This window comes from Streptomyces sp. NPDC107559 (genome assembly GCF_055657365.1).
Genome location: NZ_JBVKBD010000004.1, coordinates 424768 through 448125 on the forward strand (window position 1 = coordinate 424768; position 23358 = coordinate 448125).

Annotated in this window: 21 protein-coding genes and 1 tRNA gene; 9 read left to right on the forward strand and 13 right to left on the reverse strand. The window is 70.6% G+C overall.

The window, feature by feature from the left end; genetic code table 11:
- Nucleotides 1-49: 49 nt before the first annotated feature.
- Together ACZ7OY_RS16510 and ACZ7OY_RS16515 are read left to right on the forward strand one after the other, a co-directional pair.
- Nucleotides 50-1846: an outer membrane protein assembly factor BamB family protein gene (locus ACZ7OY_RS16510; protein WP_471912012.1), complete on the forward strand. Its 1797-nt coding sequence runs from the start codon at nt 50-52 to the stop codon at nt 1844-1846.
- Between the two features lie 254 nt (nt 1847-2100).
- Nucleotides 2101-2796, forward strand: coding sequence for a LuxR C-terminal-related transcriptional regulator (locus ACZ7OY_RS16515; protein WP_162469276.1), 696 nt, complete (start codon nt 2101-2103; stop codon nt 2794-2796).
- 82 nt (nt 2797-2878) lie between these two features.
- On the opposite strand, the gene argG is transcribed toward ACZ7OY_RS16515, so the two are convergent.
- Genes argG through ACZ7OY_RS16530 form a run of 3 tightly spaced genes read right to left on the reverse strand, consistent with a single transcriptional unit; the run spans nt 2879 to nt 6421 of the window.
- Nucleotides 2879-4327 carry an argininosuccinate synthase gene (argG, locus tag ACZ7OY_RS16520; RefSeq protein WP_471912013.1) on the reverse strand — a complete coding sequence of 483 codons (1449 nt, stop codon included), beginning with the start codon at nt 4325-4327 and terminating at the stop codon, nt 2879-2881.
- A 51-nt stretch (nt 4328-4378) separates the two neighbouring features.
- Entirely contained in the window at nt 4379-4720 is a 342-nt protein-coding gene (locus tag ACZ7OY_RS16525) for a hypothetical protein (protein WP_471912014.1), read from the reverse strand.
- A 21-nt stretch (nt 4721-4741) separates the two neighbouring features.
- Complete coding sequence (locus tag ACZ7OY_RS16530) at nt 4742-6421, reverse strand: sodium:solute symporter family protein (protein ID WP_471912015.1); 1680 nt, start codon at nt 6419-6421, stop codon at nt 4742-4744.
- Nucleotides 6422-6542: 121 nt separating this feature from the next.
- Between ACZ7OY_RS16530 and galT the strand changes: the two genes are divergently transcribed.
- Genes galT through galK form a run of 3 tightly spaced genes read left to right on the forward strand, consistent with a single transcriptional unit; the run spans nt 6543 to nt 9738 of the window.
- Complete coding sequence (gene galT, locus ACZ7OY_RS16535; RefSeq protein ID WP_471912016.1) at nt 6543-7604, forward strand: galactose-1-phosphate uridylyltransferase; 1062 nt, start codon at nt 6543-6545, stop codon at nt 7602-7604.
- Nucleotides 7601-8578, forward strand: coding sequence for a UDP-glucose 4-epimerase GalE (gene galE, locus ACZ7OY_RS16540; RefSeq protein ID WP_471912017.1), 978 nt, complete (start codon nt 7601-7603; stop codon nt 8576-8578). The genes galT and galE overlap by 4 nt, the downstream gene beginning before the upstream one ends.
- Complete coding sequence (gene galK, locus ACZ7OY_RS16545) at nt 8578-9738, forward strand: galactokinase (protein ID WP_471912018.1); 1161 nt, start codon at nt 8578-8580, stop codon at nt 9736-9738. The genes galE and galK overlap by 1 nt, the downstream gene beginning before the upstream one ends.
- Before the next feature lie 174 nt (nt 9739-9912).
- Here the strand turns inward: galK and ACZ7OY_RS16550 are convergent, their stop codons facing one another.
- Nucleotides 9913-10380: a GNAT family N-acetyltransferase gene (locus tag ACZ7OY_RS16550; RefSeq protein ID WP_471912019.1), complete on the reverse strand. Its 468-nt coding sequence runs from the start codon at nt 10378-10380 to the stop codon at nt 9913-9915.
- A 265-nt stretch (nt 10381-10645) separates the two neighbouring features.
- Here ACZ7OY_RS16550 and ACZ7OY_RS16555 point away from each other — a divergent pair, with 265 nt between their 5' ends.
- The gene (locus ACZ7OY_RS16555) at nt 10646-11419 is read left to right on the forward strand and encodes a response regulator transcription factor (RefSeq protein WP_351609019.1); all 774 of its coding nucleotides are present in this window, start codon (nt 10646-10648) and stop codon (nt 11417-11419) included.
- A 157-nt stretch (nt 11420-11576) separates the two neighbouring features.
- Here ACZ7OY_RS16555 and ACZ7OY_RS16560 read toward each other — a convergent pair whose 3' ends face one another.
- Nucleotides 11577-12074 carry a MarR family winged helix-turn-helix transcriptional regulator gene (locus ACZ7OY_RS16560; protein WP_471912020.1) on the reverse strand — a complete coding sequence of 166 codons (498 nt, stop codon included), beginning with the start codon at nt 12072-12074 and terminating at the stop codon, nt 11577-11579.
- A gap of 110 nt (nt 12075-12184) precedes the next feature.
- Here ACZ7OY_RS16560 and ACZ7OY_RS16565 point away from each other — a divergent pair, with 110 nt between their 5' ends.
- Nucleotides 12185-13003: a trans-aconitate 2-methyltransferase gene (locus ACZ7OY_RS16565; protein WP_471912021.1), complete on the forward strand. Its 819-nt coding sequence runs from the start codon at nt 12185-12187 to the stop codon at nt 13001-13003.
- 5 nt (nt 13004-13008) lie between these two features.
- Nucleotides 13009-13371 (forward strand): VOC family protein, encoded by a 363-nt coding sequence (locus ACZ7OY_RS16570; RefSeq protein ID WP_471912022.1) that lies wholly within the window; start codon nt 13009-13011, stop codon nt 13369-13371.
- Nucleotides 13372-13405: 34 nt separating this feature from the next.
- Here the strand turns inward: ACZ7OY_RS16570 and ACZ7OY_RS16575 are convergent, their stop codons facing one another.
- Together ACZ7OY_RS16575 and ACZ7OY_RS16580 are read right to left on the reverse strand one after the other, a co-directional pair.
- Nucleotides 13406-14083 (reverse strand): TetR/AcrR family transcriptional regulator, encoded by a 678-nt coding sequence (locus ACZ7OY_RS16575; RefSeq protein WP_351609031.1) that lies wholly within the window; start codon nt 14081-14083, stop codon nt 13406-13408.
- Nucleotides 14080-15090 (reverse strand): acyl-CoA desaturase, encoded by a 1011-nt coding sequence (locus ACZ7OY_RS16580; RefSeq protein WP_471912023.1) that lies wholly within the window; start codon nt 15088-15090, stop codon nt 14080-14082. Before ACZ7OY_RS16580 ends, ACZ7OY_RS16575 begins: the two co-directional genes overlap by 4 nt.
- Nucleotides 15091-15390: 300 nt before the next feature.
- Here ACZ7OY_RS16580 and ppc point away from each other — a divergent pair, with 300 nt between their 5' ends.
- Complete coding sequence (gene ppc / locus ACZ7OY_RS16585; protein WP_471912024.1) at nt 15391-18126, forward strand: phosphoenolpyruvate carboxylase; 2736 nt, start codon at nt 15391-15393, stop codon at nt 18124-18126.
- Nucleotides 18127-18200: 74 nt separating this feature from the next.
- Here ppc and ACZ7OY_RS16590 read toward each other — a convergent pair whose 3' ends face one another.
- The 6 genes from ACZ7OY_RS16590 to ACZ7OY_RS16615 form a co-directional block, all read right to left on the reverse strand.
- Nucleotides 18201-18701: a hypothetical protein gene (locus ACZ7OY_RS16590; RefSeq protein ID WP_471912025.1), complete on the reverse strand. Its 501-nt coding sequence runs from the start codon at nt 18699-18701 to the stop codon at nt 18201-18203.
- 64 nt (nt 18702-18765) lie between these two features.
- Entirely contained in the window at nt 18766-19368 is a 603-nt protein-coding gene (gene pth / locus ACZ7OY_RS16595; protein WP_471912026.1) for an aminoacyl-tRNA hydrolase, read from the reverse strand.
- Nucleotides 19369-19451: 83 nt separating this feature from the next.
- Nucleotides 19452-20048 carry a 50S ribosomal protein L25/general stress protein Ctc gene (locus ACZ7OY_RS16600; RefSeq protein WP_471912027.1) on the reverse strand — a complete coding sequence of 199 codons (597 nt, stop codon included), beginning with the start codon at nt 20046-20048 and terminating at the stop codon, nt 19452-19454.
- Nucleotides 20049-20270: 222 nt separating this feature from the next.
- Nucleotides 20271-21245, reverse strand: coding sequence for a ribose-phosphate diphosphokinase (locus tag ACZ7OY_RS16605; RefSeq protein ID WP_384731477.1), 975 nt, complete (start codon nt 21243-21245; stop codon nt 20271-20273).
- Nucleotides 21246-21379: 134 nt separating this feature from the next.
- Nucleotides 21380-22828 carry a bifunctional UDP-N-acetylglucosamine diphosphorylase/glucosamine-1-phosphate N-acetyltransferase GlmU gene (glmU, locus tag ACZ7OY_RS16610; RefSeq protein ID WP_471912028.1) on the reverse strand — a complete coding sequence of 483 codons (1449 nt, stop codon included), beginning with the start codon at nt 22826-22828 and terminating at the stop codon, nt 21380-21382.
- Nucleotides 22829-22938: 110 nt separating this feature from the next.
- Nucleotides 22939-23013 (reverse strand) — tRNA-Gln (locus ACZ7OY_RS16615).
- Between the last annotated feature and the right edge of the window lie 345 nt (nt 23014-23358).

Consider the following 23358-nt stretch of genomic DNA (forward strand, 5'->3'; position numbering starts at 1 on the left):
GTCCCGGCCCCCGTCCCCGTCCCAGTCGCGTTCTTGAGGTAGCCAGACCATGAGCCAGCCGCCGCCCCCGCCCCCGAACGAGCCCCCGCAGCCGCAGGGCGGCTTCGGCCCGCCCCCGGGCCAGCAGCCCCCGCCGCCGCAGCCGCAGGGCACCCCGCCGCCGCCGCAGGGCACCCCGCAGCCCGGCTACGGCTACCCGCAGACCCCCCAGCCGCCGCAGCCCGGTTACGGCTACCCGCAGCCACCCGCGCCGCAGCCCGGCTACGGCTACCCGCAGCCGCCGACCGTCCCGCAGCCCGGCTACGGCTACCCCGGCGCCCCCCAGCCGGGCCCGTACGGCTACGGGCAGCAGCCCGGCGGGCCCGCGGGCGGACCGTCCGGCGGCGGGCGCAAGCCCAACGCCCAGCTGCTCATCATCGTCGCGGCCGTCGTCGCGATCGCGCTGATCGTCGGCGGCGGCATCTGGTACTCCTCGTCCGGCAAGGGCGGCAACGGCAAGCACGACACCGGCAGTTCCAGCGGCGGCACCGGGGGCAAGGACGGCAAGGACGGCAAGGACACCACCGGGGGCGGCTCCGGCGGCACGGAGAAGGTGCCCGCCGACACCGCGTCCAAGGTGCTCTTCCAGGTCCCCATGCCCTCGGTCGCCGCCACCATGAGCACCCAGGGCTCCTGGCTCACCGGCAAGACGTACGTCAAGACCGGCGCCGCCGAGGTCGTCGGCTACGACCCCGCCAAGGGCACCCGGCTGTGGACGATCAAGCTGCCCGGCCCGGTGTGCGAGGCCGCCCGCCACACCACCGAGGACAACCGCACGGCGATCCTCTACGAACCCGCGATGCCGACCAAGGCCGACCCCTCGCACGGATGCAGCCAGGTCGCCGCGATCGACCTCGACGCGGGCAAGAAGCTGTGGACGAAGACCGTCAACTCCGGTGACCAGCCGATCACCTTCGACAACGTCACCGTCAGCGCCCACACGGCCGCCCTGGGCGCCACCGAGGGCGGCGCCGCCTTCGACATCGACTCCGGCAAGCTGCTGTGGTCCCCGAAGGTCGGCGACACCTGCTACGACGCGGGCTACGGCGGCGGCGCGAAGCTGGTCGCGGTCCGCAAGTGCGGCGACTACGACAACCATCAGCTCAGCATCCAGACCATCGACCCGGCCGGCGGGAAGGTGATCTCGGAGTACAAGATGACCAAGGGCATCGAGTACGCCAGCGTCGTCTCGACGGACCCGCTGGTCGTCGCCGCCGACGTCGGCGACAGCGCGGGCGACGGCAGCGGCATCTCGGACTTCTTCTCCATCGACAACAGGACCGGCGCCCTGCGCACCCGTATCTCCGCGCCGGGCGACCAGTACGCGGCGAAGTGCGAGGGCATCAGCCGGATCGAGTACTGCAAGGGCGTCGTCGTCGCCGCCGACCGGATCTACGTGCCGACCGAGGAGCACGAGGGCGCCGGGTCGGGCAGCCGGTCCAACGAGATCGTCGCCTTCGACCTCGCCACCGGCAAGCAGACCGGCCAGCGCGCCGACGCCGGCGACGGCTACACGATCACCCCGCTGCGCATGGACGGCACCGCCCTGCTCGCCTACAAGCGCCCGCCCTACGACAAGGGCGGCCAGATCGTGAGCATCGACGGCGGCAGCTTCAAGGAGACGACGCTGATGGAGAACCCGGCGACGTCGGAGGTGCACACCGTGGAGCAGAGCATGCTCCCCGAGTACGCCGAGATCCTCTACGCGGGGGGCCGCCTGTACATGTCCCAGGTCTTCGCCAACAAGCCGCTGTCCGGTGTGGGCGGCAAGGAGGCCCTGGCGGTCGCGTTCGGCACCGACGGCTGACCCGGCGCACCCGGGCCCGAGCGCACGGCCCCGTCCCTGCTCAGGGGCGGGGCCGTGCGCGTACCGCTCATCACCCTCGAATGTGAGGAATTTCGGCGATCCGGGGCACTTCTCACCAGTAGGGGGAGCGCAACGTCGAACAAGCGTGTAGCTTCCGGGGGCATGAAGGACGGGGGAGCCGGGGGGCCCTTCGGCCATGCGGACCAGTGGGCAGCCCCAGGGGGGACCCATTGGGGGGACTGGGGGGTTGCTCTGTGGGAGTGCGGCTGATGGTGGTCGACGACCACCGACTGCTCGCCGAGGCGCTGGCCTCGGCGTTGAAGCTGAGGGGTCACCGGGTGCTGGCCGCGGCGGCACCGGCCGCCGGTGCGGCGGAACTGGTGATCACCCGCGCGCCCGAGGTGTGCCTGCTGGGCACGGCGGCACCGGCCGAACCGGGCATCTTCGACCCGGTGATACGGATCAAACGGGAGCGTCCGCAGGTCGCGGTCCTGGTTCTCGGCCCGGTACCCAGTCCGCGCGGCATCGCGGCGGCCTTCGCCGCGGGCGCCTCGGGCTACGTACGTCACGACGAGCGCATCGAGGGCGTGGAGCGGGCCATCATGAAGGCGCGGGCGGGCGAGGCGGCGGTGGCCCCACAGCTCCTCCAGGGGGCGTTCAGCGAACTGCTCAACCCGGCCGCCCAGCCCGACGACGAGGGCCAGCGGCTGCTCCAGATGCTCACCCCGCGGGAGATCGAGGTCCTGGTCCGGGTCGCCGACGGCGAGGACACCAGGCTGATCGCGGCCGGCATGGGCATCGCCCCGTCCACCGCCCGCACCCATGTCCAGCGCGTCCTGATGAAACTGGGGGTCGGCTCGCGGCTGGAGGCGGCGGCCCTGGCGGCCCGCACCGGCCTGCTGGACCGGGCCGGTCCGCTGCCGCCGCAGAGCACGGGCGCGGAGCCGTAGGACCGAGAACGCGAGGGTCCGTCCGGGTACGAACCCGGACGGACCCTCGCGGACGTACGCGCCCGCCGACGGCGCGACGCGTTCAGTCGGTGCCGAACTCCATCGCGGCCCGGTCCAGCAGCTGCTCGTCGTCGGACGCCTCGCCGCGGGAGGCGATGGCCTCGGCGCCGCCCTCCGGCATGGTCTCGATCAGGCCGGTCGCCGCCGCCGGGGCGACGCCGATCAGCTCGGGGTGGGTCGTGCCGACGATGCCGAGGCCGGCGTACTGCTCCAGCCGGGCGCGGGAGTCGGCGATGTCGAGGTTGCGCATGGTGAGCTGGCCGATCCGGTCCACCGGGCCGAACGCCGAGTCCTCGGTGCGCTCCATCGACAGCTTGTCCGGGTGGTAGCTGAACGCCGGGCCGGTGGTGTCGAGGAGCGAGTAGTCCTCGCCGCGCCGCAGCCGCAGGGTCACCTCGCCGGTGACCGCCGAGCCGACCCAGCGCTGGATCGACTCGCGCACCATCAGCGCCTGCGGGTCCAGCCAGCGGCCCTCGTACATCAGCCGGCCCAGCCGCCGGCCCTCGTTGTGGTAAGTGGCGAGGGTGTCCTCGTTGTGGATCGCGTTGACGAGACGCTCGTAGGCGGCGTGCAGCAGCGCCATGCCCGGCGCCTCGTAGATGCCGCGGCTCTTCGCCTCGATGATCCGGTTCTCGATCTGGTCCGACATGCCCAGGCCGTGGCGGCCACCGACGGCGTTGGCCTCCATCACCAGGTCGACCGGGGAGGCGAACTCCTTGCCGTTGATGCTCACCGGGCGGCCCTGGTCGAAGCCGATCGTCACGTCCTCCGGGGCGATCTCGACCTCGGGGTCCCAGAACCGCACGCCCATGATCGGCTCGACGGTCTCCACGCCGGTGTCGAGGTGCTCCAGCGTCTTGGCCTCGTGGGTGGCGCCCCAGATGTTGGCGTCGGTCGAGTACGCCTTCTCGGTGCTGTCGCGGTACGGCAGCCCGTGGGCCACCAGCCACTCCGACATCTCCTTGCGGCCGCCCAGCTCGGAGACGAAGTCGGCGTCGAGCCACGGCTTGTAGATGCGCAGATGCGGGTTGGCGAGCAGGCCGTAGCGGTAGAACCGCTCGATGTCGTTGCCCTTGAACGTCGAGCCGTCGCCCCAGATCTGGACGTCGTCCTCCAGCATCGCCCGCACCAGCAGCGTGCCGGTGACGGCACGGCCGAGCGGGGTGGTGTTGAAGTAGGCGCGGCCGCCCGAGCGGATGTGGAACGCGCCGCAGGCGAGCGCGGCCAGGCCCTCCTCGACCAGCGCCGCCCGGCAGTCGACCAGGCGCGCGATCTCGGCGCCGTAGGTCTTGGCGCGGCCGGGCACCGAGGCGATGTCGGGCTCGTCGTACTGGCCGATGTCAGCGGTGTAGGTGCACGGGACGGCGCCCTTGTCGCGCATCCATGCGACCGCGACCGAGGTGTCGAGGCCGCCCGAGAAAGCGATGCCGACGCGCTCGCCGGTGGGCAGGGAGGTGAGAACCTTGGACATAGGAAGAGTATTCAACGATCCGCATGATTATGCAACCCGTGTGCGGGAGGTCTACTCGGGCGGCTGTACCCGCTCGGGCGCCTGCGGCGGAGCCGTCGGGCGGAGTCTCAGCCAGACCAGGAAGAACACGCCCAGCGCCAGCATGCCGAGGCCGGTCCACAGGTTGATGTCGACGCCCTCGGACTTGGCGAGAGAGGCCTCGGACGGCGAGATCCCGGCGATCGTCACGATGACGCCGTAGACGACGAACAGTCCGCCGATGACCCGGCGCAGGTCGAAGATCCGCGCGGCGGTGGCGGACCTGCCCTCCAGTTCGGTGACCTCGCGCTGGACGTCCTGCTCGGAGTAGCCGTGGTGTTCGGGCCTGTCGGGGCGGTCGTGGTGCTCGGACACGGTTCCTCGGTCCTCCCGGGATCAGAACGAGAAGGGGATGTAGCAGGCGGCGGCCAGGATCAGCGCGCCCCAGCCCAGCAGGGCCGGCCTGCGGTACCAGGCGTCGTCCCCGGCGGCCGGCGCCTCGGACATCCCGGGGGACGTGGTGCCGTAGACGAGGCCCCGGAGCTCGGGCTCCGGCTTCGGGGCGGTGAACAGCGACACGATCACCATGACGACCGCGCCCGCCACGAAGCCCGCGATGGCGGAGACGAAGTTGGCGCCCTGGTCGCTGGGGACGGAGACGATGTCCCGCTTGTAGAGGACGAAGTAGTTGACCATCGCGGTCACGGTGCCCGCGAGCAGCCCCCAGAAGCCCGACTTCGCCGACGCCCGCTTCCAGAACATGCCCACGATGAAGACCGCGAACATCGGCACGTTGAAGAAGGAGAACAGCGTCTGGAGGTAGCTCATGATGTTCGAGAACGACGAGGCCAGGAAGGCCGTGCCGATCGACACCAGCACGCCGAGCACGGTGACGATCCGTCCGAAGCGCACGTAGTACGCGTCCTCGCGGCCCTTGACCACGTACCGCGCCCAGATGTCGTTGGTGAACACCGTGTTGAAGGACGACACGTTGGCCGCCATGCCCGCCATGAACGCCGCGAGCAGACCGGTCACCGCGATGCCGAGCACGCCGTTGGGCAGCAGCTCCTGCATCAGGTAGGGGATGGCGTCGTTGTACTGGAGGCCCGATCCGGAGGTGCCGATCCCCGGCACGAGCGCCGCCGCGACCAGGCCGGGGATCATCACCAGGAAGACGATGAAGATCTTCGGGTACGCGGCGATCAGCGGGGTGCGCCGGGCGGCGGAGAGGTTCTTCGCGGACAGCGCGCGCTGCACCTCGGCGAAGTTGGTCGTCCAGTAGCCGAAGGACAGCACGAAGCCCAGGCCGAGCACGATGGTCAGCCAGTTGGCGCCGAGCGGGTTGGCGCTGCCGATGCCGGTGCCGCCCCACGCGGTGACGAAGTGGTGGCCGTGCTGCGCGGTGAGCCTGTCGGTCAGCCCGCCCCAGCCGCCGGCCTTCTTCAGGCCGAGCACCGTCAGCGGGATCAGCGCCGCCAGGATCACGAAGAACTGGAGGACCTCGTTGTAGATCGCCGAGGACAGGCCGCCGAGGGTGATGTACGCGAGGACGAAGAAGCCGGCCACCACGATGGCCGGCCACTGCGGCCAGCCGAGCAGCGCCTCGACGACGATCGCGAGGGCGTAGAGGTTGACCCCGGCGATCAGGACGGCGGCGAAGGCGAACAGCGCCGAACTGAGCAGATGGGCCCAGCGGTCGAAGCGCAGCAGCAGGAACTCGGGGACCGAGCGGACCTTGGAGCCGTAGTAGAACGGCATCATCACCAGGCCCAGGAACACCATGGCCGGGATGGCGCCGATCCAGTACCAGTGCACGGTGTACGCGCCGTACTGGGCGCTGTTGGCGGCCATGCCCAGGATCTCGGTGGCCGCGAGGTTGGCCGAGACGAAGGCCAGACCGGTGATCCAGGCGGGCAGCGATCTTCCGGAGAGGAAGAAGTCGAGGCTGGTGCGCACCGAACGGCGGGCCGCGAATCCGATGCCCAGGACGACGGCGAAGTAGATCGCCATGAGCGTGTAGTCGAGCGCGTTGGTGGGCAGCCGCAGTTGCTCTGCCAGATATGTGGGGGTTTGCATCCAGAGCTCACCTTGCCTGGTGTTCTTTGTTTGGTTATGAGGGTGACCTGCATGGGGTTTTATGGTTCGATGTGTTCGGTTCTGTTTGAAGCATCGCCAGGTGTACGGATGGAGTGCCGCGGTGAAGAAGACCTCGACCCGACTGGCCGACGGTCGTGAGCTGATCTACTACGACCTGCGCGACGACGCGGTGCGCGACGCGCTGGACCGGCGCCCGCTGGAACCCACGGTCACCACCTCACAGGTGCGCGCGGATCCCCTGCTCGGCGACGCCGTCGCCGTCGCCTCGCACCGCCAGGGCCGCACCTACCACCCCCCGGCCGACGAGTGCCCGCTCTGTCCCTCCCGGGGCGACCGGCTCAGCGAGATCCCGGACTCGTCCTACGACGTGGTCGTCTTCGAGAACCGGTTCCCCTCGCTGGCGGGCGACTCCGGCCGCTGCGAGGTCGTCTGCTTCACCTCCGACCACCACTCCTCCTTCGCCGACCTCGACGAGGAACAGGCGCGCCTGGTGCTGGACGCGTGGACCGACCGGACGTCCGAGCTGTCGCATCTGCCCTCCGTGGAACAGGTCTTCTGCTTCGAGAACCGAGGAGCCGAGATCGGGGTGACCCTCGGTCACCCGCACGGGCAGATCTACGCGTACCCCTTCGTCACCCCCCGCACCGCCCTGATGCTGCGCCGACTGGCGGCACACAAGGAGGCGTCGGGCGGCGAGAACCTCTTCGACGCCGTTCTGGAACGGGAACTCGCCGGCGGGCGTGTCGTCCTTGAGGGTGAACACTGGGTGGCCTTCGTGCCGTACGCCGCGCACTGGCCCTACGAGGTCCACCTGTATCCCAGGCGCCGCGTCCCCGATCTGCTCGCGCTCGGTGAGGCCGCACGCACAGAATTCCCCCAGGTCTATCTGGAAGTCTTGAGGCGCTTCGACCGGATCTTCGGGGAAGGCGAACCGCCCACGCCCTACATCGCCGCCTGGCACCAGGCGCCGTTCGGTGCGCTGGCGGAGTTCGACGGGGTCAGCCGCGACGATTTCGCGCTCCACCTCGAGCTTTTCACCATCCGCCGCACTTCCGGCAAGCTGAAGTTTCTCGCGGGTTCCGAGTCCGGCATGAACGTGTTCATCAACGACGTGCCGCCGGAGCGCGCGGCCGAGCGACTGCGAGAGGTAGCGAGTTCATGAGCGGTAAGTACCTGGTCACGGGTGGCGCGGGATATGTCGGCAGTGTGGTCGCCCAGCACCTGCTGGAGGCCGGCCACGAGGTCACCGTCCTCGACAACCTCTCGACCGGCTTCCGCGAGGGCGTCCCGGCCGGCGCCGCGTTCGTCGAGGGCGACATCCGCGACGCCGCCAAGTGGCTGGACTCCTCCTACGACGCGGTCCTGCACTTCGCCGCCTTCTCCCAGGTCGGCGAGTCGGTGGTGAAGCCGGAGAAGTACTGGGACAACAACGTCGGCGGCACCATGGCGCTGCTCGGCGCGATGCGTGACGCGGGCGTGCGCAAGCTGGTGTTCTCCTCCACCGCCGCCACCTACGGCGAGCCGGTCAACACCCCGATCACCGAGACCGACCCGACCGCCCCCACCTCCCCCTACGGCGCCTCGAAGCTCGCCGTCGACCACATGATCACCGGTGAGGCGGCCGCCCACGGCCTCGGCGCGGTCTCCCTGCGCTACTTCAACGTGGCCGGCGCCTACGGCGCGCAGGGCGAGCGCCACGACCCCGAGTCCCACCTGATCCCCCTCGTCCTCCAGGTCGCCCAGGGCCGCCGCGACGCCATCTCCGTCTTCGGCGACGACTACCCCACCCCGGACGGCACCTGCATCCGCGACTACATCCACGTCGCCGACCTCGCCGAGGCCCACCTGCTCGCCGTCGCCGCCGCCCGGCCCGGCGAGCACCTGATCTGCAACCTCGGCAACGGCAACGGCTTCTCCGTCCGCGAGGTCATCGAGACCGTCCGCCAGGTCACCGGCCACCCGATCCCCGAGGTCGTCGCGCCGCGCCGGGCCGGCGACCCCGCGGTCCTGGTCGCCTCCGCCGCCACCGCCCGCGAGAAACTGGGCTGGAACCCCTCCCGGGCCGACCTCGCCGGAATCGTCGCGGACGCCTGGGAGTTCACGCAGCACACCGCAAGCACCGCGAGGGAGCACTAGTGGGGGAACCACAGGTCCAGGTCCGACAGGGATTCGCCGCGCTGTACGGAGCCGAGCCGGAGGGCGTCTGGTCCGCACCGGGCCGGGTCAACCTCATCGGCGAGCACACCGACTACAACGACGGCTTCGTCATGCCGTTCGCGCTGCCGCACACCGCGGTCGCGGCGGTGTCACGGCGCACCGACGGCCGGCTGCGGCTGCACTCGGCGGACGTCGAGGGCGGCGTCGCCGAACTCTCCCTGGACGACCTCGCGCCCGAGAGCGACAAGAACTGGACGGCGTACCCGGCCGGGGTGGTCTGGGCGCTGCGCGAGGCCGGCCACCCGGTCACCGGCGCCGACATCCACCTGTCGTCCACGGTCCCCTCGGGCGCGGGCCTGTCGTCGTCGGCGGCCCTGGAGGTCGTCGTCGCGCTCGCCCTGAACGACCTGTACGACCTCGGCCTCAAGCGCTGGCAGCTGGCCCGCCTGTGCCAGCGCGCCGAGAACGTCTACGTCGGTGCCCCCACCGGCATCATGGACCAGACCGCGTCGGCCTGCTGCGAGGCGGGCCACGCCCTGTTCCTGGACACCCGCGACCTGTCCCAGCGGCAGATCCCCTTCGACCTGGCCGCCGAGGGAATGCGGCTGCTGGTCGTGGACACCCAGGTCAAGCACGCCCACAGCGGCGGCGAGTACGGCAAGCGCAGGATCGGCTGCGAGCAGGGCGCCGACCTCCTCGGCGTCTACGCCCTGCGCGACATCGACCACGCCGACCTCGGCGCGGCACTGGAGCGGCTCGGCGACGAGGAGGAGGTGCGCCGCCTGGTGCGCCATGTCGTCACCGAGGACGCGCGCGTGGAGCGGGTCGTGGACCTGCTGCGGGCCGGCGACACCCGGGCCATCGGCCCGGTCCTCACCGAGGGCCACGCCTCGCTGCGCGACGACTTCCGGGTCTCCTGCCCGGAGCTGGACCTGGTCGTGGACACGGCGCTGGGCGCCGGGGCCCTGGGCGCCCGGATGACCGGCGGCGGCTTCGGCGGCTCGGCGATCGTGCTGGCCGAGGAGTCGGACGTGGAGGCGATCACCAAGGCGGTCGAGGCCGCCTTCGCCGCGGCCGGCTTCACCGCGCCGCGGGTGTTCGAGGCGGTGCCCTCGGCGGGGGCCGGACGGCTGGACTGAGCCCGCCGGTCCGCACGGCCGGGCCGGGCGGCCACCCGGCCCGACCGGGCCCGCGGTCCCGACGGCCGGGCGCGGCCCGGGTCCTGACACCCGGTCCGCGTTCCGCGGCCGAGGCCGCGGCCGGGTCCGGGGGAGCCGATCCCCCGGACCCGGCCGCCGGCGTCCCGTCGGCGATCAGCCGCCGGGACGGACGAGCCGCTTCGTCAGCGTGTACTCCGTGATCCCCGGCGGGTAGTCGGGGATCACGCACACCACTTCGTACCCGTGCGCGCGGTAGAAGTCGGGCGCCTGGAAGTCCCAGGTCTCCACCCGGGCCCCCCGGCAGTCCCTCTTCTCGCGTGCGATGCGCTCCGCCCGCGCCAGCAGCCGCGAACCCAGCCCCGCACCCCGGTGGCGCTCGTCGACCCACAGGTAGGTGACGTGCAGCCAGGTCGTCCAGGTGTGCCCGACCAGGCCGCCGGCCAGCTCACCCGCCTCGTCCGACGCCCAGACGTGCAGCGGGAGTTCGCGTTCGCCCGGCGTGCCGCGCAGGGCGCGCAACGCGGGGGAGTTCGCCGTGTTCGTGTCCCGCAGACGCGTACGGAGGAGATCACGCCGCACTTTGTCGACTTCTGCCTCGATACGAAACATGCGGCACACCATAAACGTCCCGGCCAATCAGTTCTGCAAATGAGCTTCCGCTGCGGGCCCCCAGTCGTACTCTGATGAACAGCACCGGTGGGGGCCGGTGCTGATCAGGGGGCGAGACCAAGTCGGGTACGACGCCCGCATCGGGGGTAGCAGTTCCTGCACGGCGGCGGCTGTGCGGTCGCGCCGATGCCGGGCGTCGTACCCGCGCGGGTCCGCGTCCCCATTGACGGTGGTGGGGTTGGCCCCTGCTCTTCGGGAGCCTGGGGAAGGGGGTTTCGTGGTTCGTATCCGAGTCCTGGTCGTCGACGATCACCGGATCTTCGCCGAGTCGCTCGCCGCGGCACTGGCGGCGGAGCCGGACGTCGACGTCTCCGCGGCCGGCAGCGGCCCGGCGGCACTGCGCAGCCTGGAGCGCGCGGCCGCCGAGGGGCGCAGGTACGACGTGCTGCTCGTGGACGCCGACCTGGGCGGCAGCGTGCCGGGCGTACGGTCGGCGGTGCCCGTGCAGGAGGTGGGCGAGGACGGGCTGGTCGACGGGATATCGCTCGTCGCCGGAGTCCGCTCGGGGCAGCCCCAGGTGCGTACGGTCGTCCTCGCCGAGAAGGACGACCCGCGGCGGGCCGCGCTCGCCCTCCAGGCCGGGGCCTCCGGCTGGGTCGCCAAGGACTGCTCGCTGTCGCGGCTGCTGACCGTGATCCGGGGGGTGCTGCGGGACGAGACGCATCTGCCGCCCGCCCTGCTCACCGGTGTCCTGCGGGAGCTGACCGCCGCCCGCAAGCACCGCACCGAGAGCGAACGGCTGGTGGAGTCCCTCACGCCGCGCGAGCGCGAGGTGCTTCGCTGCATGGTCGCGGGCCTGGGCCGCAAGGCCGTCGCCGAGCGGCTGTTCCTCTCCCCGCACACCGTGCGCACCCATATGCAGAACGTCCTCGGGAAACTCGGCGTGCACTCCACCCTCGCCGCCGTCGCGCTCGCGCGCCGGGCCGGCGTCGGACCGGTCGACCTGGAGCCCGCCGGCCGGATCAGACCGCAGGAGACCCACACCGCCTGACCCGCCCGACCGGTGCACTCGATCGGTGCACCCGGGCGGGCCGCGGCGGACGGCCGACCGGACCCCGTGCTCCGGCCGGCCGAACACGCCTGTGGCATGCCCGCGTTGACGGAAGGTGCCCGTCGCGCCGCCCGGAGGCGGGTCGCGTCCGGGCCGCTCAGCCGGGGATGTTGTCGAACGGGGCGGTCAGCCGGCGCAGCAGCGCGGCCAGTTCACCGCGCTGGGCGCGGGAGAGCTCGGAGAGGATCGCCCGCTCCTGGTCGAGGAGCCCGGCCAGGGCCTGGTCCGCACGGTCCTGGCCCTCCTCCGTCAGCCGCACCAGCACACCGCGCCGGTCGCTGGGGTCCGGCAGCCGCTCCACCAGGCCCTTCTTCGTCAGCCGGTCGATACGGTTGGTCATCGTGCCCGAGGTGACCAGGGTCTGGGTGAGCAACTGCCCCGGCGAGAGCTGATACGGGGCCCCCGCGCGCCGCAGCGCGGTCAGCACGTCGAACTCCCAGGGCTCCAGGCTGTGCTCGGCGAAGGCGAGCCGGCGCGCGCGATCGAGATGCCGGGCCAGCCTGCTCACCCGGCTGAGTACCTCCAGCGGCTCCACGTCGAGGTCCGGGCGCTCCCGGCGCCACGCTGCGACCAGCCGATCGACCTCGTCCTCCATGACGATCAGTGTAGTGGTTGTGTCGACATGAAGTCTCTTGACGTCAAGATATCTCTGGGGGCAGGCTGGAGATCGACCGCGCACCCGGTGCCCGTCCGAGGAGGCCGACCATGCCCACCACCACCCCCGCCTGGGATCCCGCCCAGTACCTGCGGCACGCGGACCACCGCGCCCGCCCCTTCGCCGACCTCCTCGCCCGCGTACCGGACCTGCCCGGCGACCCGCCCCGCATCGCCGACCTCGGCTGCGGACCCGGCAACGTCACGGCCCTGCTCGCCGGACGCTGGCCCACCGCGCACATCACCGGATACGACAACTCGCCGGAGATGCTCGACCGGGCCCGGGCGGATCACGCGGGCCCCACCCCGGGCGGCGGCCGCCTCGACTTCGCCCCCGCCGACGTACGCACCTGGACGCCCCCGCGGACGTACGACCTGATCATCAGCAACGCCACGCTCCAGTGGGTGCCCGGACACCTCGACCGGTTCGGCGACTGGATCGCCGCCCTCGCGCCCGGCGGCACCCTCGCCTTCCAGGTCCCCGGCAACTTCGACGCCCCCAGCCACCGGCTGATGCGCGAGCTGGCCGGCTCGGCCCGCTGGCGTGAACGCCTCGCCGACGTCCTGCGCCACGACGACGCCGTCCACACCCCCGAGGCCTACTTCGAGCACCTGGCCGACCTGGGCTGTGCGACCGACGCCTGGGAGACCACGTACGTCCAGCTGCTCACCGGCGAGGACCCCGTCCTCGACTGGGTGAAGGGCACCGGACTGCGGCCGGTCCTGACCGCCCTCGACGACGACCCGGCGGCCCGCGAGGAGTTCCTCACCGCCTACCGCACCGCCCTGCGCGGGGCCTACCCGGCCGGCGCCCACGGCACCCTGTTCCCGTTCCGCCGCGTCTTCGCGGTCGCCCGCAAGGAGGCCTGAGAACCGTGCTCACCGCCCTCGACCACATCCAGCTCGCCGCTCCGCCCGGCGCCGAGGACCTGCTGCGCCCGTACTACGTCGACATCCTCGGGATGACCGAGATCCCCAAGCCGCCCGTGCTCGCCGCGCGCGGCGGCTGCTGGTTCGAGGCCGGCACCGTCCGGCTGCACTTCGGTATCGAGACAGGCTTCCGTCCCGCCCGCAAGGCCCACCCCGGGCTGCGGGTCACCGGCATCGACGCGTACGCGGCCCGGCTGTCGTCCCACGGCGCGAAAGTCGTCTGGGACGACGATCTGCCGGGCCACCGGCGCTTCTACTCCGAGGACCCGGTCGGCAACCGGCTGGAGTTCCTTGAGCCGACCGGGTGAGGCGGCGCGCCGACCGGGTGACGCGCCGCACCGCTCAGCTCTTGCGATGCCCTATCAGCCGCGGCTTGGCCTCCAGCCCGTCCAGCCCGTGCCACGCCAGGTTCACCAGATGCGCCGCCACCTCCGCCTTGCGCGGACGCCGCACGTCCAGCCACCACTGACCGGTCAGGGCGACCATCCCGACCAGTGCCTGGGCGTACAGCGGCGCCAGCTTCGGATCGAAGCCGCGATTCTTGAACTCACGGCCCAGGATGTCCTCCACCTGGGTGGCGATGTCCGAGATCAGCGAGGCGAAGGACCCCGTCGACTGCGGAATGGGCGAGTCACGGACCAGGATGCGGAAACCGTCCGTGTACTCCTCGATGTAGTCCAGCAGCGCGAAGGCCGCCTGCTCGCACAGCTCACGGGGATGCCCCGCGGTGAGCGAACCGGTCACCATGTCCAGCAGCCGCCGCATCTCCCGGTCCACGACGACCGCGTACAGGCCCTCCTTGCCGCCGAAATGCTCGTACACCACCGGCTTGGACACCCCCGCCCTGGCGGCGATCTCCTCCACCGAGGTGCCCTCGAAACCTTTCGCCGCGAACAGCGTGCGACCGATCTCCAGCAGCTGCTGGCGGCGCTCGGCACCGGTCATACGGGTGCGACGAGCACGCCGGGGCTTCTCATTGCTGGGGGTGCTGCTGGGATCGGTCGCCACGGCGTCAATCATGCCGCGTCGGCGGTCGCCCTCTCCTGCCGGGAACCGTCCATCTCCGTCTTCCGGCGCGAATCGATACGCGAGCGTGACGGCCAGCGCACGTCCGACGCCCACCCCAGCAGCTCGAACCAGCGGATCAGCCGCGCGGAGGAATCCAGCTGCCCGCGCTCCACCCCGTGCCGCGCCGAGGTCGGGTCGGCGTGGTGCAGGTTGTGCCAGGACTCACCGCAGGACAGCACCGCCAGCCACCACACGTTGCCCGAGCGGTCCCGCGACCTGAACGGCCGCTTGCCGACCGCGTGACAGATCGAGTTGATCGACCACGTGACGTGGTGCAGCAGCGCCACCCGGACCAGGGAGCCCCAGAAGAAACCGGTGAACGCGCCCCACCAGGACATCGTCACCAGCCCGCCGATCACCGCCGGCAGCGCCAGCGACAGCAGTGTCCACAGAATGAACTGACGGGAGATCGCCCGCAGCGTCCGGTCGTTGATCAGATCCGGCGCGTACTTCTCCTGCGAGGTCCGCTCCTCGTCGAACATCCAGCCGATGTGCGCCCACCACAGGCCCTTCAGCAGCGCGGGAACCGTCTCCCCGTACCGCCACGGCGAGTGCGGGTCGCCCTCGGCGTCCGAGAACCGGTGGTGCTTGCGGTGGTCCGCGACCCAGCGGACCAGCGGACCCTCCACCGCCATCGACCCCGCGATCGCCAGCGCGATCTTCAGCGGCCGCCTGGCCTTGAAGGAACCGTGCGTGAAGTGACGGTGGAAACCGATCGTGATGCCGTGGCAGCCGAGATAGTAGAAGAACACCAGCAGGCCGATGTCCAGCCAGCTCACCCCCCAGCCCCACACCAGCGGAACCGCGGCGAGCAGCGCGAGGAACGGGACGACGATGAACAACAGCAGGGTGATCTGCTCGATCGAACCCTTCCGCTCACCGCCCAGCGTGGCCGAGGGCATCGGCTTGTCGCCGGGCGCCTTCGGGGCGTCATTGATCACGTCGGGATGGGTGGTCATGGGCGTCCCCTGTGGGATCGAAGGAGGAGAGGGGGGCGGCGTACGGGTCCGGGGAACCGAGTGGCCTTTCCTACGCTTCCGTAACCTACGGCGTCGTAAGTATGGCAGCGCGCCCCTCGACGGCAAGAGCCCGACAGCCTGCGCGTCCGCATGGACACCTATCCTTGGAGTCGGTCGGACAGCGCGGTCCGCTCTGATTCATTCCCGGATGCCCGACCCGTATGCGGCAGCCGCCGCGCGAGAGGCGTTCTTCCGGGTTCCCCTCCCAGACGAGCTTCAACACTGCAAGGAGCCGCACCTGTGAGCAGTGCCGACGACCAGACCACGACGACGACCGGCAGTGAACTGCGCGCCGACATCCGCCGCCTCGGTGACCTCCTCGGCGAGACCCTCGTCCGGCAGGAAGGCCCCGAACTCCTCGACCTGGTCGAGAAGGTCCGCCGTCTCACCCGCGAGGACGGCGACGCCGCCGCCGAACTGCTGCGTGGCATCGAACTGGACACCGCGGCCAAGCTGGTCCGCGCCTTCTCCACCTACTTCCACCTGGCCAACGTCACCGAACAGGTGCACCGCGGCCGCGAACTGCGCGCCCGCCGCGCCGCCGAGGGCGGCCTCCTCGCCCGCACGGCCGACCGGCTCAAGGACGCCGACCCCGACCACCTGCGCGAGACCGTCAAGAACCTCAACGTTCGCCCGGTGTTCACGGCACACCCGACCGAAGCCGCACGCCGGTCGGTACTCAACAAGCTCCGGCGCATCGCCGCGCTCCTGGAGAGCCCCGTCATCGAGGCCGACCGCCGCCGCTACGACACCCGTCTGGCCGAGAACATCGACCTCGTCTGGCAGACCGACGAACTGCGCGTCGTGCGCCCCGAACCCGCCGACGAGGCCCGCAACGCCATCTACTACCTCGACGAGCTGCACGCCAACGCCGTCGGCGACGTCCTGGAGGACCTCACCGCGGAACTGGAGCGCGTCGGCGTCAAGCTCCCCGACGACACCCGCCCCCTCACCTTCGGCACCTGGATCGGCGGCGACCGCGACGGCAACCCCAACGTCACCCCCCAGGTCACCTGGGACGTCCTGATCCTCCAGCACGAACACGGCATCAACGACGCCCTGGAGATGATCGACGAGCTGCGCGGCTTCCTGTCGAACTCCATCCGCTACGCCGGCGCCACCGAGGAACTCCTCGACTCCCTGCGGGCCGACCTCGACCGGCTGCCCGAGATCAGCCCCCGCTACAAGCGCCTCAACGCCGAGGAGCCCTACCGGCTCAAGGCCACCTGCATCCGGCAGAAGCTGGAGAACACCAAGCAGCGCCTGGCCACCGGCACCCCCCACGACCCCGGCCACGACTACCTCGGCACCTCCGAGCTGCTGCACGACCTGACGCTGATCCAGACCTCACTCCGCGCACACCGCGGCGGCCTCTTCGCCGACGGCCGCATGGACCGCACCATCAGGACCCTGGCCGCCTTCGGCCTCCAGCTCGCCACCATGGACGTCCGCGAACACGCCGACGCCCACCACCACGCCCTCGGCCAGCTCTTCGACCGGCTCGGCGAGGAGTCCTGGCGCTACGCCGACATGCCCCGCGAGTACCGTACGAAGCTGCTGGCCAAGGAGCTGCGCTCGCGCCGGCCGCTCGGCCCCACCCCGGCACCCGTGGACGAGGCAGGAGCCAAGACCCTCGGCGTGTTCCAGACCGTCAAGCGCGCCCTGGAGGTCTTCGGACCCGAGGTCATCGAGTCGTACATCATCTCCATGTGCCAGGGTGCCGACGACGTCTTCGCCGCCGCCGTCCTGGCCCGCGAGGCCGGCCTGATCGACCTGCACGGCGGCTGGGCCCACATCGGCATCGTGCCCCTGCTGGAGACCACCGACGAACTCAAGGCCGCCGACACCATCCTGGAGGAGATGCTCTCCGACCCCTCCTACCGGCGCCTGGTCGCGCTGCGCGGAGACGTCCAGGAGGTCATGCTCGGCTACTCCGACTCCTCCAAGTTCGGCGGCATCACCACCAGCCAGTGGGAGATCCACCGCGCCCAGCGCCGGCTGCGCGACGTCGCCCACCGCTACGGCGTCCGCCTGCGCCTCTTCCACGGCCGCGGCGGCACCGTCGGCCGCGGCGGCGGCCCCTCGCACGACGCGATCCTCGCCCAGCCCTGGGGCACCCTGGAGGGCGAGATCAAGGTGACCGAGCAGGGCGAGGTCATCTCCGACAAGTACCTGATCCCCTCCCTGGCCCGGGAGAACCTGGAACTGACCGTCGCCGCCACCCTCCAGGCCTCCGCCCTGCACACCGCCCCCCGCCAGTCCGACGAGGCCCTCGCCCGCTGGGACGCCGCGATGGACGTCGTCTCCGACGCCGCCCACGCCGCCTACCGCCGGCTCGTCGAGGACCCCGACCTGCCGACGTACTTCCTCGCCTCCACGCCGGTCGACCAGCTCGCCGACCTGCACCTGGGCTCGCGGCCCTCCCGCCGCCCCGGCTCGGGCGTCTCGCTCGACGGACTGCGTGCCATCCCGTGGGTCTTCGGCTGGACCCAGTCCCGGCAGATCGTCCCCGGCTGGTTCGGCGTCGGCTCCGGCCTCAAGGCACTGCGCGAAGCCGGCCTCGACACCGTGCTCGACGAGATGCACGACCAGTGGCACTTCTTCCGCAACTTCATCTCCAACGTCGAGATGACCCTCGCCAAGACCGACCTGCGCATCGCCCGGCACTACGTCGACACCCTCGTCCCGGACGAGCTCAAGCACGTCTTCGACACCATCAAGGCCGAGCACGAACTCACCGTCCGCGAGGTCCTGCGCATCACGGGCGAACCGGAACTGCTCGACGCCACCCCCGTCCTGAAGCAGACCTTCACCATCCGCGACGCCTACCTCGACCCGATCTCCTACCTCCAGGTCACCCTGCTCAAGCGGCAGCGCGACGCCGCCGCGGCCGGCGAGGAGCCCGACCCGCTGCTGTCCCGGGCCCTGCTGCTGACCGTCAACGGCGTGGCGGCGGGCCTGCGCAACACCGGCTGACCCGCCCCGCAACGCACACACGAGTGCCCCCGAGCCCGCTTGGGCCGGGGGCACTCGTGCGTCCGTACGACCTCCTACTGCACCGCGACGAACGCCGACGTCAGCAGCAGCGCCCCCGCGCCCGCCATCGCCCATGCCACCCGGGTGCGGCGCAGCCCGCCCGCGACCACCACCGCGGCGAGCAGCAGCGCCCCGCCCAGCGGCACCCAGGCGTACAGCACCCCGGCCGGACCCGAGCGGACCACCTCGTCGCTGTCCGGCTTCATCACGACCGTGTAGATCCGCCCCTTGCGCACCGCCACCGACTTCTCGATCACGACCGACGCACGGGCCCGCGAACCGGCCGACAACGGCGTGTACGGCCCCGTGCAGGTGTCCCCGCCACAGCCGGTCACCATGACCGTGCCGCTCTCCCGGCCCTTCGTCAGCATCACGTGCTGGGCGGTCCCCCAGGAGGCCCACACCCCGGCGATCAGGATCAGTACGGCGACCGCCCCCATGGCCGCGAATTGCCCGAAGCGCATTGCGGTGCGGGCACCCTGACGACCGGTCGCGGTACGGGCTGTGGCAGGCATGGCGGTGATCCTTGGCCATCACCTGGCGGAAAGTCAATGTCGGCCGGTCGCCGCGGCCCGAGGCTCAGGAGTTGTACGTCCCCTGCGCCCGCTCCAGTCCCTCGATCACCAGACACTCCACCGCGTCCGCCGCCCGGTCCACGAAGTAGTCCAGCTCCTTGTGCTCCGCCGACGCGAAGTCCTTCAGCACGAAGTCCGCGACCTGCATCCGCCCCGGCGGCCGCCCGATCCCGAACCGCACCCGGTGATAGTCCGCGCCCATCGCCTTCGTCATCGACTTCAGACCGTTGTGCCCGTTGTCGCCGCCACCCAGCTTCAGCCGCAGCACCCCGTAGTCGATGTCCAGCTCGTCATGGACCGCCACCACATGAGCGAGCGGAACCTTGTAGAAGTCCCGCAGCGCGTTCACCGGACCACCCGACAGATTCATGAACGACATCGGCTTCGCCAGGATCACCCGCCGGTTCGCCGGCCCCGGCGGGCCGATCCGCCCCTCGACGACCTGCGCCTGCGCCTTGCCCGCCCGCTTGAACTTGCCCCCGATCCGCCCGGCCAGCAGATCGGCCACCATGAACCCCACGTTGTGCCGGTTCATCGCGTACTCCGGCCCGGGATTGCCCAGCCCCACGATCAGCCAGGGGGCGTTGGCATCGGTCGTCACGTGCATGTCTCCTCGGATACGCGCCAGCCGCTGCCCCCATCCAAACCTGAAGGGAACAGCGGCTGACGAGACAACTACGACGGCGAGAATCAGGCCTCGGCGGCCTCTTCGCCCTCACCCTCGGCACCCTCGGGCGCCTCCTCCGCCTGCGCGGCCAGCACCTGGAGCACGACGGCGTCCGCGTCCACGGCCAGCGTCACACCGGACGGCAGGGTGATGTCCTTGGCGAGCACCGAGGCACCGGCCTCCAGGCCCTCGACCGACACCGTGACGGCCTCCGGGATGTGCGTGGCCTCGGCCTCGACCGGAAGCGCGTTCAGCACGTGCTCCAGCAGGTTGCCACCGGCGGCGAGCTCACCCTCGGCCTGCACCGGCACCTCGACGGTGACCTTCTCGCCACGCTTGACGAGCTGAAGGTCGACGTGCTCCAGGTAGCCCTTGACCGCGTCACGCTGCACGGCCTTCGGGATCGCCAGCTCGTTGGTCTTGCCGTCGATGTCCAGGGAGATCAGGACGTTCGGCGTACGCAGCGCCAGCAGCAGGTCGTGACCCGGCAGCGTCAGGTGGATCGGGTCCGAACCGTGGCCGTACAGGACGCCGGGGACCTTGCTGTCACGGCGGATACGGCGGGCGGCACCCTTGCCGAACTCGGAACGGGTCTCGGCGGAGATCTTGACCTCGGACATGATCACTCCTCGTAGTGTCAGAAAGCACGGACGTGGTCACCCGGCCACGAACGGCCTGCTACGAAGAGCGCGTCGATAACGGACAGCCGCATCCCCCGTGAAAAAAAACGGAGAACGGCCTCCCTCGCCGAGCAACTTCGACAGTCTACTCGGAGAGGAAGGCCGCACCCAAAAGGATCTTCCGGCGCCGGATTCTCCGCCGGATTCCCCCTGCTCGTCTGCCTACTGCTCGTCGAAGAGGCTCGTCACCGAACCGTCCTCGAACACCTCACGCACCGCACTCGCGATCGTCGGCGCGATCGACAGCACCGTGATCTTGTCCAGCTCCAGCTCGCCCGGCGTCGGCAGCGTGTTCGTGAACACGAACTCGCTCACCTTCGAGTTCTTCAGCCGGTCCGCCGCCGGACCCGACAGCACACCGTGCGTCGCCGTCACGATGACGTCCTCCGCGCCGTGCGCGAACAGCGCGTCCGCCGCGGCGCAGATCGTGCCACCCGTGTCGATCATGTCGTCGACCAGCACACACACCCGGCCCTTGACCTCACCCACGACCTCGTGGACGGTCACCTGGTTCGCCACGTCCTTGTCGCGCCGCTTGTGCACGATCGCCAGCGGCGCACCCAGACGGTCGCACCACCGGTCCGCCACCCGCACCCGGCCGGCGTCCGGCGAGACCACCGTGAGCTTGTCACGGTCCACCTTCCGACCCACGTAGTCCGCCAGCAGCGGCAGCGCGAACAGGTGGTCGACCGGACCGTCGAAGAAGCCCTGGATCTGGTCCGTGTGCAGATCGACGGTGAGGATACGGTCCGCACCCGCCGTCTTCATCAGGTCCGCGATCAGACGCGCCGAGATCGGTTCACGCCCACGGTGCTTCTTGTCCTGCCGCGCGTAACCGTAGAAGGGCACGATCACCGTGATGGAGCGGGCCGACGCACGCTTCAGCGCGTCGATCATGATCAGCTGCTCCATGATCCACTTGTTGATCGGAGCCGTGTGGCTCTGGATCAGGAAGCAGTCCGCGCCACGCGCCGACTCCTGATAACGCACATAGATCTCGCCGTTCGCGAAGTCGAAGGCCTTCGTCGGGACGACCCCGACACCCAACTGCTGGGCGACCTCCTCGGCAAGCTCGGGGTGGGCGCGGCCGGAGAAGAACATCATCTTCTTCTCGCCGGTCGTCTTGATCCCGGTCACAGCACTGTCTCCTCAGAGGTGTCTCAGCTGGGTGTCGAGAGGCCTGCGCAGCTGGCTACGAACGGCCGTCTCAGCTGGTGGGGTGCGGGTGTGCACCTATCACGGTACGCCGTCCCAGGCGCAGCCGTTTCCGGTCAGCCCTCGCCGCCCGGCTCCCGGGAAGCCGCCTCGGCCGCCTTCGCCGCCGCGCTCCCCGGCCGCTTACGGGCCACCCAACCCTCGATATTCCGCTGCTGACCGCGGGCCACGGCCAGCGAACCGGGCGGCACATCCTTCGTGATCACGGACCCGGCAGCCGTGTACGCACCGTCCCCGACGGTGACAGGCGCCACAAACATGTTGTCCGAACCCGTACGGCAGTGCGCGCCCACCGTCGTGTGGTGCTTGTCCTGGCCGTCGTAGTTCACGAAGACACTCGCCGCACCGATGTTTGAATACTCGCCGATCGTCGCGTCCCCGACATAGGACAGGTGCGGCACCTTCGTCCCCTCGCCGATCGACGCGTTCTTCGTCTCCACGTACGTACCGACCTTCGACTTCAGCCCCAGCCGCGTACCGGGACGCAGGTACGCGTACGGCCCCACGCTCGCCTGCGGACCCACGACCGCCCCGTCGGACACCGTGTTGTCCACCCGGGCCCCCGCACCCACCGTGGTGTTCTTCAGCCGGCAGTTGGGACCGACCTCCGCACCCTCGCCCAGATGCGTCGCACCGTGCAGCTGCGTACCCGGATGCACGATCGCGTCCTGCTCGAACGTCACCGTCACATCCACCCACGTCGTCGCCGGGTCGACCACCGTGACCCCGGCCAGCATCGCCGCGGTCAGCAGCCGGTCGTTCAGGATCCGCCGCGCCTCGGAGAGCTGCACCCGGTTGTTGATCCCCGCGATCTCCCGGTGGTCCACCGCCACCGAGGCACCCACCCGGTGACCCGCCTCGCGCAGGATCCCCAGGACGTCCGTCAGGTACTCCTCGCCCTGGCTGTTGTCCGTACGCACCTTGCCCAGCGCGTCCGCGAGCAGCTGGCCGTCGAACGCGAACACACCCGAATTGATCTCGCGGATCGCCCGCTGCGAGTCGCTGGCGTCCTTGTGCTCCACGATCGCGGTCACGGCACCCGACGCGCCGTCCCGCACGATCCGGCCGTACCCCGTCGCGTCCGGCACCTCGGCCGTCAGCACGGTCACCGCGTTGCCGTCCGCGGCGTGCGTCGCGGCGAGCCGCCCGAGGGTCTCACCGGTCAGCAGCGGAGTGTCGCCGCACACCACCACGACGGTCCCGTCCACCGGGCCGCCCAGCTCCTCCAGCGCCATCCGGACGGCGTGCCCGGTGCCGTTCTGCCGCTCCTGGACGGCCGTACGGACCTGGGGGTCGATCTCGGTGAGGTGCGCGGTGACCTTCTCGCGGGCGTGGCCGACCACGACGACGAGGTTCTCGGGGTCCAACTCACGGGCGGCGGCCAGCACATGGCCCACCAGGCTGCGACCGCAGATGTCGTGCAGGACCTTGGGTGTGGCCGATTTCATACGGGTGCCCTCACCCGCTGCGAGTACGACGACGGCGGCCGGGCGGATGGCGCTCACGGAGTTGTCCTTCGGCTGTGGAGAGGTGGGGACAACCGCAGGATACCGGGGCGTCTCATGGGGGACATGGGAGTGGGCCCTGACAGTGCTGTCAGGGCCCGTCTCTGATATGGCTCCCCCGCCAGGACTCGAACCCGGACAGATGGCACCAAAAGCCACAGTGCTGCCAATTACACCACAGGGGAACATATCGGCTAAACCAGACATTTGGTCAGGCTGCCGAGGTGGCACCCAACACTATGCCGTACCAGGCGCCCTCCGTGCGACGGTACGACTCCGCGCTCTTGGTGACGCGGACGATCAGGCGGCCGTGACGGGCCTCGCCGGTGTTCTCCCTGTTCGTCCCGGGGTTGTGCTGCTTGAGCGTGGCGCGCTGGAAGCCCGTGACCTCGACGCCGACGGCGCCATGGGCATGACCTCTGGGCGGACTGGGTGATTCCGGGGTCAGGTGATCGGTAGTTGAGCAGTTCGGGTGATAGCGGAGAGTTTTGTAGCTATTCGACTACGCGGTGTGGTGTGGGCGGGTCGCG

Excerpts from the sequence above, each read along its gene's own strand:
- ACZ7OY_RS16530 (WP_471912015.1), bottom strand. The coding sequence starts at position 6,421 with ATGCAAACCCCCACATATCTGGCAGAGCAACTGCGGCTGCCCACCAAC.
- ACZ7OY_RS16590 (WP_471912025.1), bottom strand. The coding sequence starts at position 18,701 with ATGCCTGCCACAGCCCGTACCGCGACCGGTCGTCAGGGTGCCCGCACC.
- ACZ7OY_RS16575 (WP_351609031.1), bottom strand. The coding sequence starts at position 14,083 with ATGATTGACGCCGTGGCGACCGATCCCAGCAGCACCCCCAGCAATGAG.
- ACZ7OY_RS16550 (WP_471912019.1), bottom strand. The coding sequence starts at position 10,380 with ATGGTGTGCCGCATGTTTCGTATCGAGGCAGAAGTCGACAAAGTGCGG.
- galE (WP_471912017.1), top strand. The coding sequence starts at position 7,601 with ATGAGCGGTAAGTACCTGGTCACGGGTGGCGCGGGATATGTCGGCAGT.
- ACZ7OY_RS16510 (WP_471912012.1), top strand. The coding sequence starts at position 50 with ATGAGCCAGCCGCCGCCCCCGCCCCCGAACGAGCCCCCGCAGCCGCAG.
- ACZ7OY_RS16580 (WP_471912023.1), bottom strand. The coding sequence starts at position 15,090 with ATGACCACCCATCCCGACGTGATCAATGACGCCCCGAAGGCGCCCGGC.
- argG (WP_471912013.1), bottom strand. The coding sequence starts at position 4,327 with ATGTCCAAGGTTCTCACCTCCCTGCCCACCGGCGAGCGCGTCGGCATC.
- ACZ7OY_RS16600 (WP_471912027.1), bottom strand. The coding sequence starts at position 20,048 with ATGTCCGAGGTCAAGATCTCCGCCGAGACCCGTTCCGAGTTCGGCAAG.
- pth (WP_471912026.1), bottom strand. The coding sequence starts at position 19,368 with ATGCACGTGACGACCGATGCCAACGCCCCCTGGCTGATCGTGGGGCTG.
- ACZ7OY_RS16560 (WP_471912020.1), bottom strand. The coding sequence starts at position 12,074 with ATGGAGGACGAGGTCGATCGGCTGGTCGCAGCGTGGCGCCGGGAGCGC.
- ACZ7OY_RS16565 (WP_471912021.1), top strand. The coding sequence starts at position 12,185 with ATGCCCACCACCACCCCCGCCTGGGATCCCGCCCAGTACCTGCGGCAC.